The sequence below is a fragment of the Vibrio cionasavignyae genome (assembly GCF_050337155.1).
GTDB lineage: Bacteria > Pseudomonadota > Gammaproteobacteria > Enterobacterales > Vibrionaceae > Vibrio > Vibrio nomapromontoriensis.
The window spans coordinates 399,939-413,281 of record NZ_JAKJSR010000010.1 but is presented as its reverse complement, the minus strand read 5'-3'; the positions used below and the strand labels follow the sequence as shown (position 1 = coordinate 413,281).

9 protein-coding genes are annotated in these 13,343 nt (G+C 46.0%); 5 read left to right on the top strand and 4 right to left on the bottom strand.

Annotation, left to right across the window (positions count from 1 at the left end):
- Window positions 1–333: 333 nt before the first annotated feature.
- Together L4D74_RS05090 and L4D74_RS05085 are read right to left on the bottom strand one after the other, a co-directional pair.
- Window positions 334–564, bottom strand: coding sequence for a glutaredoxin family protein (locus tag L4D74_RS05090; RefSeq protein ID WP_250617161.1), 231 nt, complete (start codon window positions 562–564; stop codon window positions 334–336).
- 160 nt (window positions 565–724) lie between these two features.
- Entirely contained in the window at window positions 725–1,654 is a 930-nt protein-coding gene (locus L4D74_RS05085) for a 2-dehydropantoate 2-reductase (RefSeq protein WP_428751052.1), read from the bottom strand.
- A gap of 258 nt (window positions 1,655–1,912) precedes the next feature.
- On the opposite strand from L4D74_RS05085, the gene L4D74_RS05080 reads away from it, so the two are divergent.
- Complete coding sequence (locus tag L4D74_RS05080) at window positions 1,913–2,257, top strand: RidA family protein (RefSeq protein WP_428751051.1); 345 nt, start codon at window positions 1,913–1,915, stop codon at window positions 2,255–2,257.
- 75 nt (window positions 2,258–2,332) lie between these two features.
- On the opposite strand, the gene L4D74_RS05075 is transcribed toward L4D74_RS05080, so the two are convergent.
- Complete coding sequence (locus L4D74_RS05075) at window positions 2,333–3,820, bottom strand: DUF3131 domain-containing protein (protein ID WP_428751050.1); 1,488 nt, start codon at window positions 3,818–3,820, stop codon at window positions 2,333–2,335.
- A 232-nt stretch (window positions 3,821–4,052) separates the two neighbouring features.
- Between L4D74_RS05075 and L4D74_RS05070 the strand changes: the two genes are divergently transcribed.
- From L4D74_RS05070 to L4D74_RS05055, 4 genes are all read left to right on the top strand, one after another.
- The gene (locus L4D74_RS05070) at window positions 4,053–4,685 is read left to right on the top strand and encodes a hypothetical protein (protein ID WP_428751049.1); all 633 of its coding nucleotides are present in this window, start codon (window positions 4,053–4,055) and stop codon (window positions 4,683–4,685) included.
- 125 nt (window positions 4,686–4,810) lie between these two features.
- On the top strand, window positions 4,811–6,511 hold the full coding sequence (locus L4D74_RS05065) for a type I secretion system permease/ATPase (protein ID WP_428751048.1): 1,701 nt from the start codon (window positions 4,811–4,813) through the stop codon (window positions 6,509–6,511).
- 8 nt (window positions 6,512–6,519) lie between these two features.
- On the top strand, window positions 6,520–7,824 hold the full coding sequence (locus L4D74_RS05060) for an HlyD family type I secretion periplasmic adaptor subunit (protein WP_428751047.1): 1,305 nt from the start codon (window positions 6,520–6,522) through the stop codon (window positions 7,822–7,824).
- Between the two features lie 433 nt (window positions 7,825–8,257).
- Window positions 8,258–8,491 (top strand): YfgJ family double zinc ribbon protein, encoded by a 234-nt coding sequence (locus tag L4D74_RS05055; protein ID WP_428751045.1) that lies wholly within the window; start codon window positions 8,258–8,260, stop codon window positions 8,489–8,491.
- A gap of 124 nt (window positions 8,492–8,615) precedes the next feature.
- Here the strand turns inward: L4D74_RS05055 and L4D74_RS05050 are convergent, their stop codons facing one another.
- Window positions 8,616–13,055, bottom strand: a complete 4,440-nt coding sequence (locus L4D74_RS05050; RefSeq protein ID WP_428751044.1) for a beta strand repeat-containing protein — start codon at window positions 13,053–13,055, stop codon at window positions 8,616–8,618.
- Window positions 13,056–13,343: the final 288 nt, after the last annotated feature.

The following is a 13,343-nucleotide window of genomic DNA, read 5'->3' as shown; positions in this document are numbered from 1 at the left end:
CATCGAGATAAATACGATGAGACGGGCAGGTGTGAGGCGTTAGAGTAGAGTCTTGTTAATGGGGTGTTTTTGATTTGTATCAAGTTTAAATACAATGCAAGCTATCAATAGTACAAGGGTTGCTCGCGATCACAGAGTTGTAACGAAATATTATTGATTTTTAGTAGGTCATTTTGACCTATAAGTGTAAGCGGAATTAGAGATTAGAAGGAAGAGGTTAAGGATGAGTAACTGAGGCGTGAAACGCTGAATGCTATTTGATCCATTTTCCTTTGCTTGACTAGAGCAAAGGAATGGTTATGGAGCGCTATTACTTATATACAGCGCGACGGCTTAGTTCGAATTGTACATGCGCTCGAAGTTTTTTTGATTCCAGCCAACCATGACTTGATCGCCAATCTTTAGCACAGGAATAGAGCGAGCCCCCATTGCTTGTAGCTCTTTGCGTCCTCTTTGCATTTTTGCGTTAGTCAGACGATATTTGTAGCCTTTACTATCCAAATAGCGTTGGGCATCTTTACAGTGAGGGCATTTGTCAGCGACATACAGGACTAAACGTTTCATAGCATTACTCTAAAGCGGGTTTTGACGGGCGCAGTTTATCGATAATTGGTGGAAATTACCACTCGCCTGCTAACGATGAGCAGGTGAGTAGAGTGACTAAATTGGTCTTTTCGTTGTTTATGAGTGAAATTGACTCGTTTAGATGATGTGTGACAGTGCGTTAAGTGTTTGTTGCCGGGTCGATAAAACACAGTTGTTGATATAACGTTGCTGTTTTCGGCATGCCGATATCATGAGAACCTGCGAGCTCTAATACATTTTTGTACATGTATTGCAGTTCTAATGCTCTTTGGTTCTTTAGATCGAGCAGCATACTCGTGTGGTAAGGCTTCATCGCCGCCGTATTGCTAAGCATGGTATCAATTAAAGAGGATGGCAGGTCTGTTCCTAATGCCTTTGCTGCCGTTTGGACTTCTTGCATGACTTCTTTTGCTAAAGAGACAAGTTCGGGGCATTGCATGATTTGCTTGGTATCGGCAGATAATACGGCGGACAGTCCATTGAATGGCACATTCCACAGCAGTTTTTTCCAACGCGCGTCGACAATGCGCTGTTCTACGTCAACTTCTACGCCACAGCCTCGAAAATCGCTCGCAACATTTTCCAATGGTATAAGCCCTTCTTCGCCATACACTCCCAGAGTCAGTCGGCCGTAATCGATATGATGAATATGCCCAGGGCCAATCTTATTAGAACAGATGAAGCAAAGCCCACCAGCAACAAAGGGTAAGTTGAGCTGTTCAGATAGCTCTTGTTCTGCGCCAATACCGTTTTGCAGTAATACTACTAGCGTATTGGGTTTGGCTATTGGTGCGATGAGCTTAGATAACAGCTGGTTGCTTGTCGTTTTGATGGCAACCAAGATGACATCGGCTTTCGGCATCGCTTCACTTGTTGAATAGGCATGCAGCGAGTTGGGAGCAATCGAAAAGTCGCCATAGTGAGAATCAACTGTTAAACCGTGCTCACGAACATGCGCAAAATCAGAGTTAAAAAGAAAATGCACCTCTTGTCCGCTGTGATGCAGCCTTGCACCATAGTAGCCGCCAATAGCGCCAGTCCCAATTACCGCGAACACCTTCTTTGTCATATCTACATCCTTGTTATACCTTGATTCAAGTAATGTACATGAACTGACGAATTAGTGAACCTTTGGAGGCAACATTGGTAGCAAAATGTGAATTGTCGGCTACCTTAAGTTTCTGATATTAATAATGATGATACAGATACTTAGCGCGTGTTCTCGGTTTTAGAAGGAATCCATTGCTACACCATGATATGCAATTTATCATTTGCGGGTATTTATTCGGTTTAAGCCGCACATGTTGATGTAATAGTAGGTAGTAAGATGATTGAAAGAAAAGAGACAAAACAACGTATGAGTCGCGCCGTGATTCATAACGGCACGGTTTATTTTTGTGGGCAAGTGGCTAAGGATTCAACAAAAGATATTACTCACCAAACCACAACCATGTTAGAAAAAGTGGACGAGCTATTAGAAAGCGTGGGTTCGAGCCGCGAAAAACTACTGTCAGCAACTATCTATGTGAAAACCATGGATGACTTTAAAGCCATGAATGATGTATGGGATGCTTGGGTACCTGAAGGCCACGCGCCTGCGCGAGCGTGTGTTGAAGCGAGCATGGCGAGAGAAGAGCTGTTAGTGGAAATATCAGTCGTCGCAGCAGTATAAATCGGCGCTGTAGTACAAAGACCGCCTTTACCCTAAAAAAGGTGGTCTATTTAAAGGGACATCAACATTCTCTGACTATCCGTCGTTCATGTTCTTTATTCGCAACGTTTGATCTTCGGATACTTGATTTTTCCACTGAAGACGCTGGCTCATTGAGGCTTCTAGGATTGGGGTTTTTCCGAGTGCTTTGTACCATAATGACACCAAAACTAATGAATTAGTGTTGATGTTGAACGCGTTGTTAGTGCCATTGTCAGTATAGATACCTGTGGGTATGCTTCTAGCGTTTAAGCTGGTTCGAAGGACTTCATCTCTTAGTTTTGTACTGAAAGTGTCGTCAAATAACACGCTAAAACCAAATCCTACTTTATTACTAAATCGCTGTGGTGTTTCAATGGGTTTGCCTCCAGGGCTGACACTCAACCAACTCGTCCCGTAATAGTAGATATTATTGTAGGCGAACCAAGGGCTTTTACTCATCGCATCTTCTGCGTAAATGTGTAGTTTATTTGTTAGCGTTGAGCGTTTTTTCTGCAATTGATAGAGCGCATCTAATTGATTCCACCATACTTGTGGACGACCAATCTCCAATGCAAGTAATACATAGGGGTCGCTGGTAAAATAGGGCACATTGCGTGTATCTACATGCAGGTCCATCCCATCCACGGTAATGGTTTCTGATGTGGTATTGTCGTAGCTAGCAGATAAGTCGAATCCATAGAGCGCGTAACCTTGTGCCGCGTACTGCAAATAACCTAATCGACCTTCTTGCCTAAAATACTCCTTACCTTTATACAATTTTGTCCCATAGAGAGTTTTTTTCTTTATTGCTGCCGACAAGGTCCAACGGGATGTGATGTCTTGGACAATGGGTGACAGCTCCGGAAAATGAGCTTCGGTAATCTTCAACCAAATGAGCAGACGGCCAATATCTAATGCTGACCAACCGTTACCATTTGATGAGCTGGTACTATAACTGCCACTGGGTAAGCCAGTTTTTGCGCTGTATTCTCGATTGGGCAGCGTTGTTTTGTAAAGCGGAAAGTCAGCGAGTGTGGTCAAGGTGGTACGAAGTCGATCTCGGGTTATTTCGGTTGTTTCTAACTCAAGAGCGTGCAGCGCTAATGTGGCGGCTAACCCGCTGGCAATATCCCACATTGTCGCGTGGTGGTAGCCTTGGACAGAATCCCACATCCCCGTTGGTTCGTGGTAGTTTTTCTGAAAGTAATGCTGGGCTTTTCGTGCAAGAAGCCAATCATTGCGAGAAAGTTTTTGAATGTCTGCTAAAAACAATTCCTGATTGTGTACGTACTCATCCATCACGATTAAGGGAGAGGGGGATGAATTGGCCTTGTTATACTCTTCAATGGTGTCTTCTGGGAGAATGGGCGGTGCTAAAGCGCGCCGTTGATAGTCTATGGCTGTCGCTTCTTTTGCTGTTTCACCGGGAGCCACAGACCGACCGCCGTAAAAGCTTGGCAATTCGGGTGCGTCAGTATCAGCGTGCACAGAAGCCGCTGACAGTAAGGTGATGAAAAAGTACCGAATTAAGCGAGATGCCAATAAAAAGTCCCCGGAAGGAATACAGAAGATAACTTAATGATAATACATAAGTTATTATTTTCGAGTTTGATTAGATCGAGAGTGTCTCAAAATCGAACGCTCAGCGTTAAGAAAAAGTGATTACTTTTTATACTAGGCGCTGTCATTTTTCCGTTGAAGTTGATACTATCATGGCGTCAACGGACTGTATTGAGTCAACGGATAGGCAGGGCTAACCTAACGAGGTGCTGCTATGCGAAACTTTATCAATACTTTAACTCGCTCAGAACTTTCTCCCGTTCGCCATTCGGCGACAGTGTTACAACAATTCCTTGCGTCTTCACGCGACTATCAACTTAGTCAACAACAAAAACAAAGAGTGGAAACTTATTTAGGGGAAACCCCTCTGTCGATTGACGATTATGGTAACCCTTTAGATGCTCACAGCGTGATTGCATTTTCCTTTGGCGATAGCGATGACGTGAATAGCTCTCTTGCTCAAGAAACAATAAAAATTGTTAAGCAATATCCATTTTTGGATGCACACCTTCAACAAGAAGTTGCGACCCATGCCATCAATAGCATTAAACACGCTCATGTCATAACAAGTGAAAGCTACCTAACAACAACGGATATTGCTAAGCAAGCACTTGCGCGTGCTGTGGGACGAAATGTCATTGTAGTGGCTCAGTCATGGCATGCTAAACGCTGTATTGAAACGTGTGAGGAGGTGGGGCTCAATGTCGTCGCGGTTAAAACAGTGAACCGCTTTCCTGCGGAAGACCCACAACCTTGGGTCAGGAATCCAATTAACTGGATACTAAAAGAAAGCCACCGCGCGGTGGCGACCGGTGTTGAAATCAGTAAGAAACTTAACTTAGCATAACGTCGTAATTGACGGAGCTAACGATTTGTTTGTAAAGAAATTTATAGAACCGTAAAAAAGTACACATTGGCATTGTAGTTACTATACTCCTTTTTAAATGGACCTTATTTGGAGTAAAGACTTTCATGGAGCGCATAAAGTCTGCCTTTGCACAAGCAAGAAAAGAACTATGGATAGTGTGTTACTTCAGCCTAGTGATTAATTTTTTAGTATTGTCACTGCCTATTTATGGCTTACAGCTATTCGATAGAGTGCTGTCAAGCTCCAGCCTTGAAACGATGTTTGCTCTGATGGGAATTGCTCTTTTCTTAGTGACAGCGCAATTCTTGATGGAATATATTCGTACAGAACTGCTGCAAAAGTCAGGGTTAAAGTTAGATTGTTCTTTGAGCGGTCTATTGCTCGCGCAAAGTATTTCTCAGTCATCCATTACCAATCGGATAGAGAAGCAAGGTCTACAAGATCTCTCTGAAATACGTAACTTTTTAGTGACACCATCTACTTCCGCTATTTTTGACCTTCCTTGGGTGCCTTTCTTTGTTGTTATTTTGTTTATGCTTCATCCATATATTGGGGCGGTAGCATTGCTGGGCAGCACTGTTTTTATGGTGATGGCTGTGGTGATGATGTATCAGAGCCGACAATCGAATGATGCATCCAACCAGTATTCTAATCGTACCAATATGGAGTTAAACGACTACCTACGAAATGCTCCCATGTTAAAAGCGATGGGGATGTCTGAAAATATTGGTAAGGTTTGGGAAAGCAAGAGTGAAAAGCTATTAGCGTATCAATGGAAGGTGAATTCTCGAACTGGCTGGCTGCTGTCATTGAGTCGATATTTTCGCACCTTGTTACAAATAGCAGTGCTCACATTGGGTGTGTATTTGGTACTGACTCAACAGTTGGGGACAGGCGCGATTATTGCGAGTTCAATCATAATGGGACGTGTTCTTTCGCCTTTCGAACAAGCCGTATCGGGCTGGAAGTCTTGGTATAGCGCGATGGGCGCATGGCGTCGTTTAAATAAACTAGGTGAAAGCGAACACTCCGTGGCGAAAGTCACGCTACCGCAACCTAAGGGTAATATTCAGTTTAAAAATGTGGCACTGAAGCTGCCAGCGATGCAAGAGCCCTTGCTGCAAAATATTAACTTTAAATTAGCAGGTGGTCAGTCGCTCGCCATTTTGGGGAATTCGGGTTCTGGAAAGTCGACGCTAGCTAAGCTCATCATGGGTATCTATCAACCTAGTATTGGCATGATTGAAGTCGATGGGGCGACGATTGAACAATGGTCAGAAACCCAGTTTGGTGAACATATTGGTTATTTACCCCAACATGTGGGGTTGCTGTCAGGTACGGTTAGAGACAACATTTGTCGTTTTAGCAATGCCAAAGATGAAGATGTCGTCGCCGCTGCAAAACTTGCCTGTATACACGAGTTGATTATATCTCTACCGGATGGTTATCAAACCTATTGTGGCGAAGGAGGTTTACAACTTTCAGGTGGACAAATGCAGCGCATAGGTTTGGCTCGCGCCATTTTCTCCAACCCTAAGGTTTTGGTGCTTGATGAACCGAACTCAAACCTTGATCCCGAAGGTGAGGTCGCACTCGCAATTGTATTGCAGCACTGTAAGGAAAATGAAATCACCGCGGTTATGATAAGCCATCGTCCTGGATTTTTAAGGCAAATGGATTGGGTCATTTTACTTAAAGATGGAAAGGTAGAAAAAGCGGGCAAAAGTGAACAGTTTCTTGGGTTGCATGCGGAAGCGGAAAATGCAGTGGGATCATCTAAGAGACAATCGCGCAGCGCGAGTTAGGAGTCGGTATGGTTTTTGATACAGCGAACGTCGTTAAAAAGGGCATTATTCTTAGCTTACTTACAACGATAGGTTTCGTTTGGTGGGCGACGTCTGTCGACTTAAGTGCCGCATCTATTGCCAGAGGAGTGCTGGTGGTAGAAAGCAAACGTAAACAAGTTCAACACCTTGAAGGGGGGTGGGTGAAACAAGTTTATGTGAAAGAAGGGCAAAGTATAAAAGTGGGAGACGTACTCCTAGAGTTATCCAATTCAAAAGCCGAAGCAGACTTTCAACGTTTGATGTTGAAATCTATTTCTTTGGACTATCAAAAACGTCGACTTAATGCACTGCTTGCTGGAAAGAATACCGTGGATTGGACGTTTATTGATGATGGCTTAGACGTTGATACCGTCGATAAGACTCAAATTGTTGCCAATGTCATTAGTAGCGAGCAACTTCAATTTCAGCAAGCAATGCTGAAGTTGGAGCTGACAAAAGGTCAGTATACTCAAAGAAAAGCACTATTGGACGAGCAGATTCGCGGTGGGACTTTCCAAAGAAGAGCGATAGCGAGGCAGCGAGCACTACTTAAAGAAGAAATTGATATGACGCAAGGGCTAGTCAAAAAAGGCTACGTGTCAAAAACAAGAATGTTGGAATTAAAAAGAGCCGCGGCACGGGTAGACGCAGAGCTTGCAGAAGTTACGGCAGAAACAGAAGTGAATCATCGTCAATTGAAGACATTAGAACAAACTCATCAAGCACAGCTTTTGGAGTTGAAACAGACCTATTCTTCGCAACTGGCACAGATTCAAAAGGAGTCACGCGATATTAGTGAGGCATTAAAAGCCGCCACGGATGTTAAGTCTCGAGTCACTATTCGAAGTGAACATAATGGCACGGTAGTGGGACTTAATGTGGCCAGTGTTGGTGGCGTGGTTAATCCAGGCGATGTGCTGATGGAGATTGTACCTGATAGTGACGAGCTTATTATTGAAGCGCTGATTCCACCGCAAGATATCGACGTGGTGCGCGTAGGGCAGCAAGCTAAGGTGCGGTTAAGTGCGTACAATGTGAGGAAAACACCGCCAGTAGATGGAGAAGTGACTTACATTGCCGCTGACAGATTAAGTGGTGACACGAACGAGCAACAAACGGGCTATATGGTGAAGGTCAAACTAGGAAAAGATGCATTGAACGGATTAGAGAATATAGAGCTATATCCGGGCATGCAGACCGAGGTGTTTATTGTGTTAGAGCAACGAACATTATGGGACTACTTAACTGCGCCATTGACAGTCAGTTATTATCGAGCGATGAGAGAGGTATAGGATATGGAGCCGGAGATGGTATTTTGGTTGTCCTTTTATGGTTTTTTTCTCGTGCTGTCCGTCATAGTAGGGGCAAAGAAGGGGCGAGTCATTGCGGGTGCGCTATTAGGGTATGTACTTGGTCCTGTGGGGTTAATCCTTATTTTATGCAGCTCTGATAAGAGGATGATACCTTGTCCCCATTGTGGCGAGAAGACGCACCGACACTCATACCAGTGCCAATGCTGTCATGAAAAAGTGTACGGTTGTTTGCACTCTCACTAACGTGAAAACGCACTTGTAGGCTGCTCTCAGCTTAGTTTCTAATCGCCTTCTCTAATAGATGCCGTCAATACGGTATGTTACTTGTTTGTCAGTTTCTTACGGTCAATAATTCGGCGAGTTTTCAGTAGATTCAGGAACTTGCCATAGATTTGGCGAAAGAGGAACCGTTATGACTAAGCCAACGTTATTGTGCCCGAACTGCGACGCGGAAGTAACAAGCAGCGCCGGACACACATGTTCAGAGTGTACAACGAAATACCGTAAAATCCCTTTTTGTCCAGAGTGCGGTGACTCACTTGAAGCGTTAAAAGCGTGTGGTAATGTGAGCTATTACTGTAATGGTTGCAGGATGCAAAAGTCTCGCACGACGATTGATTGGAGATTGCATCCCGTAGCGAATTAACCTTAGCGAATTAATTTTTGCTCATGGCTGCGATAAAAAAAGCCCTCTGTAGAAGAGGGCAAACAGTCAAATGTTGCAAGGAAGCTAAACTGTTAATTCAATAGCTAAGTTATTAATTAAATAGTTAAACCACGTCTGATGGGAAGTTAATATCGTCTTGCTCTAAGTCGCTCCAAATAGTGACTTCTTTTCCATCTGAGCTTTCGAGTTTGTAGCCATACAGATTAGACGTATCAAGGTTTTGTGCTTCGTAGGCATCTTTAAGCCCTTGGTCCATATCTGTCGTGGTACTTTTGAGCTCCCATCCCCAACCAGATAAGTCGATAGATTTTGCACCGGTACAAACAAATTGACCGTTTACGTCGCCGGCGGTGTCATTGACGGTGACCTTATCGAGCGCAATTGAAATGTCGGTATCGGTTGAATTGACTTTTATGCCTTCAATTTCTTGGAAGGCGGTTTTTGACATGTCGATGGTTTGGTTGTCACCATCGTTGCCCACGACCAGAACATCAAAGCCTTCGCCCCCGCTAAAGTAGACCGAGTTAACATCACCAGAGGTCAGTTCTTCACTGTCGAATATAAGCGTGTCGTCGCCACTGCCAGCAAATAATTGATCAAGGCCGCTACCACCGTCGAGCGAGTCATTGCCTTCTTGACCAAAGATCAAATCATCGCCCGATCCGCCACGAAGTGTGTCATCACCAACTCCACCATCAATGTAATCATTGTTACCGCCACCATCGAGTGTGTCGTTACCTTCTTCACCGGAAATGTGGTCAGCACCAGAACCGCCGTACATTTTGTCATTACCGAGCTCGCCATACATGTGGTCGTCGCCAGATTGACCATACATAGTGTCATTGCCGTCTTGACCATAGAGAAGGTCGTTACCGGATCCACCTTCAAGGCGGTCATTACCTTCGCCACCGAATAGTTGGTCAGTGCCACTGTCGCCTTTCAACCGGTCATCACCAGTACCACCTGTTAGCGTATCGTCACCGTCACCGCCATAAAGTTTATCGGCGCCAGTGCCCCCGTCTAGCGTATCGTTATCGCCATATCCATAAAGCTTGTCATCACCTTCGCCGCCTTCGAGTAAATCGTTACCTGACCCTGCGTTTAATAGGTCATTGCCAGCTCCGCCATACAGTTTGTCGTCGCCAGCGCCAGCGCTCAGGCTGTCATTACCTTCGTCGCCCCAAAGTTGGTCATTACCTGCTCCAGAGGAGAGAGAGTCGCTGTCATAGCCGCCGTACAGTTTATTGTTGCCAGCGTTGGCAATGAGTGAATCAGCACCACTACCACCGCGTAATATATCGTTGCCATCGTCTGATGATAGGGTGTCATTTCCTTCGCCACCTTCAATGTTGTCATTGCCGTCGCCGGAGCTTATTGTATCGTTACCCTCGTTACCAAATAAGGTGTTATCGCCACTTTGAGCAATGATTTCATCATCGCCGATGCCTCCAGTGACGGAATCATTACCCGCACCCGTTTTGATATAGTCATCGCCTTCGCCGCCAATAATGGTGTCATTGCCTGTACCACCAAGAATAATATCGTCACCTAGGCCGCCATCGAGCGTATTGTCACCGGACTCGCCATGTAGTTGATCACTTCCTTCACCTCCTATGAGGTGGTCATTACCCGAGCCTGCAAATAGGTAATCATCGCCAGAACCACCGTCTAGACTATCGTTGCCAGCATCACCGAGCAGAACGTCGCTTTCTTCATTTCCGAACAGTTGGTCGTTACCAATGCCCCCATCAATTGTATCAGCGCCTTCTCCACCGGAGAGTGTATCGGCACCTGCCCCCCCATAAAGCGCGTCATCACCTTGATCCCCGGTTGCGGTATCACTGCCTTCGCCGCCGTAAAGGATATCGTCACCCTGACCAAGAGTAATGGTGTTTGTGCCTGCTTCGCCAAACACGGTGTCATCACCTAGACCCGCGTCTACGGTATCTTGTCCGTCACCGGCAAATAGATTATCGTCACCGTCGCCGCCAGTAATTGTGTCGTTATCATCGCCACCATAGAGGGTGTCCGCGACGTTGCTGCCGACCAGTGTGTCGTTGCCGCTGCCACCAAAAATGTTGTGAGAACCCGTCGCTGCGGCGATTAATGTGTCATCACCAGCCTCACCAAGAAGTGTATCCTGGCCATCATCGGTCATGGTGTCATTTCCCGCCCCTCCGGCAAGAAAATCGTAGCCGTCGCCACCAATGAGTTCATCGTCACCATCACCACCAAAAATAGCGTCGTTGCCATCTTCACCGTACAACACATCATCGCCTGCGCCGCCGTCAAGGTGGTCGTCCCCCGTACCTGAATAGACGGTATCAGCGCCGCCTTCAGCGTAGATGGTGTCATTACCTTCACCCGTATTAATGTTGTCGGTTCCCGTTCCGCCGTAAACAGAATCATTACCGACACCCGTTTCTATGGTATTGGTTCCGGCTTCGCCAAAGACGATGTCATCCCCCTCGCCAGTAATAACCGTATCAATACCAGAGCCAGCAAATACGGTGTCGTTACCTTTGCCTGATACCAATGTGTCGTTATCAGCGCCGCCTTTTAATACATCGTCCTCATCTGACCCCGTGAGCGTATCGTGGCCGGCTCCACCGTGAAGTTCACTGGCGTTTAAGCCTGCGGTGAGAGTATCATTACCCCCTTCGCCAAATAGGGTGTTATTTCCTTGCTCACCCGTGATGGTGTCGTCACCACCGCCAGCGAAAATAAGGTCGTTCCCAGAGCCTGCGGAAATGGTATCGTTGCCAGAGCCCGCATAAACGGTGTCGTTCCCCGTACCTGCTTGAATCGAATCTGCGCCGGAACCTGAGTAAAGGTGATCGTCACCCTCTTGACCAAAGATCTGATTATCCCCACCTCCGGCATAGATGATGTCATCACCAGCACCGGCATCGATGATATCAATACCGTCATCGGCATAAACCGTATCGGCACCTTCACCAGTATCAATGACGTTTTCGCCGCTGCCCGCGTAAATGGTGTCGTCATCAGCACCAGAAGAAATGACATCATCGCCAGACTCGGTATAAATGGTATCGGCACCGTCACCGGAGTCGATGGTGCTGTTGCCGCTCTGACCGAAAATGAGGTCATCACCAGCGCCTGTTTCAATTTGGTCATCGCCGGAGCCTGCATAGACTTGGTCATCCCCTGCGCCAGTCGAGATGATATCGTCACCTTCATTTGAATGTATGATGTCACTACCGTCACCACCTAATAGGGTGTCGTCGCCAGTCCCGCCATAGAGTTCATCATTACCAACGCCGCCGACTAAATAGTCATCCCCGGCGTCTCCAATGAGTACATCATTGCCTTCATTTCCTGAAATATGATCATTGCCTACTTCACCGACGATGACGTCATCACCTAAGCCGCCCGATAGGGTATCCTCTCCGTCACCACCAAGTAGAACGTCGTTATCATCTTCACCATAAATTACATCGTCACCATCACCGCCCATGACGAAATCCGCGCCTGAACCTCCATAAAGGGTGTCATTACCATCTTCGCCTTGAATTTCATCATCGCCAGTGCCACCTTCGATATAGTCCGTGCCCTTACCACCGATTAGAACGTCATTACCGCCTTCGCCGTAGAGTAAGTCATCACCGTCATCACCAATGGCGACATCTGCGCCTTCACCACCATAAATAATGTCATCGCCAAGCTCGCCAAGTAACATATCGTCGCCAGCATCACCTTGCAGGGTATCATTGCCATCACTCCCGACTAAGGTATCGTTTCCTGTGCCGCCAGAGAGAAAATCATCCCCGTTCCCACCGACCAAGACATCATTTCCTTCACCACCAAAGAGTTGGTCATCATTGATGTCACCGTCTAAGAAATCATCGCCAGTGCCACCATAGATAGTATCGTTACCTTGCTGGCCTTTAAGAATATCATCGCCAGCACCACCGAGTATGGTGTCGTCGTATAGGCCGTTGACGGCAATGTCAACGCTGTTAACTTCAGCGATAGGCGTGCCATCAGTCGTTTCTAGTGAGAAGTAGATGGGTGAATCGGTGGAGGAATCTTCCGAGGTATAGGCAAAACTTAATGAGATGTCGCCGTTTTCGTCAATCGTTGCGGGTTGCGATTGAATGACTTGACCGCTCTCATCAGTCATAACAATCACAACCTCTTCTTGAGTGCTGCTTACATTGAAACTAGCCGTCAAGTTACTGGTTTGATCAACCATGTAATTGCCAAGTCGAACGCTGTGAGTCACTGGATCGGCGTTATCGCCTTGAGTTTCAGCTGAAAACGAATAGACCGATTGGCTGGCCCCCCATGAGTCATCGGTATTGGTCGAGACTGGCGGTGCATCTTCTGCTGGGGTATCGTACTCTACATCACCAAGTACGGTATCTGCGCCATCCCCGGCTTCGATATGATCTGAACCCTCACCACCAGCGATAAAATCATCACCTTGTTGAGTATGCACTTCATCGTTACCAGAACGGGCATTCACGTTATCGTCGCTTTCTGTCCCAATGATAAGGTCGTCGTGTTTTGTTCCTTCCATGGAGTGCCTCTCTAAGTCATTTAATGAAACTGTCGTTTGTAATACGCCGATTACCGAAATGTGCAAAGCGATATGTATGAACTAGTAAAATGTGTATCAAAATCAACTAAATCTGTATTTGTTGTATATGCAGCATGAAGCATGCCAAAGTGGAGGTTTCTGTTAACTTCTTGAAAATAAGGCTAGTTTTTTAGAATGATGGATATGTTGGTAGTAAGTCCGCCAATGGACGAGTGTGAAATTGCCATTTGAGACGCAAAATGACAGGAAGGTATAGTGATGAAGGGT

Excerpts from the sequence above, each read along its gene's own strand:
- L4D74_RS05090 (WP_250617161.1), bottom strand. The coding sequence starts at position 564 with ATGAAACGTTTAGTCCTGTATGTCGCTGACAAATGCCCTCACTGTAAA.
- L4D74_RS05085 (WP_428751052.1), bottom strand. The coding sequence starts at position 1,654 with ATGACAAAGAAGGTGTTCGCGGTAATTGGGACTGGCGCTATTGGCGGC.
- L4D74_RS05080 (WP_428751051.1), top strand. The coding sequence starts at position 1,913 with ATGATTGAAAGAAAAGAGACAAAACAACGTATGAGTCGCGCCGTGATT.
- L4D74_RS05070 (WP_428751049.1), top strand. The coding sequence starts at position 4,053 with ATGCGAAACTTTATCAATACTTTAACTCGCTCAGAACTTTCTCCCGTT.
- L4D74_RS05065 (WP_428751048.1), top strand. The coding sequence starts at position 4,811 with ATGGAGCGCATAAAGTCTGCCTTTGCACAAGCAAGAAAAGAACTATGG.
- L4D74_RS05060 (WP_428751047.1), top strand. The coding sequence starts at position 6,520 with ATGGTTTTTGATACAGCGAACGTCGTTAAAAAGGGCATTATTCTTAGC.
- L4D74_RS05055 (WP_428751045.1), top strand. The coding sequence starts at position 8,258 with ATGACTAAGCCAACGTTATTGTGCCCGAACTGCGACGCGGAAGTAACA.
- L4D74_RS05050 (WP_428751044.1), bottom strand. The coding sequence starts at position 13,055 with ATGGAAGGAACAAAACACGACGACCTTATCATTGGGACAGAAAGCGAC.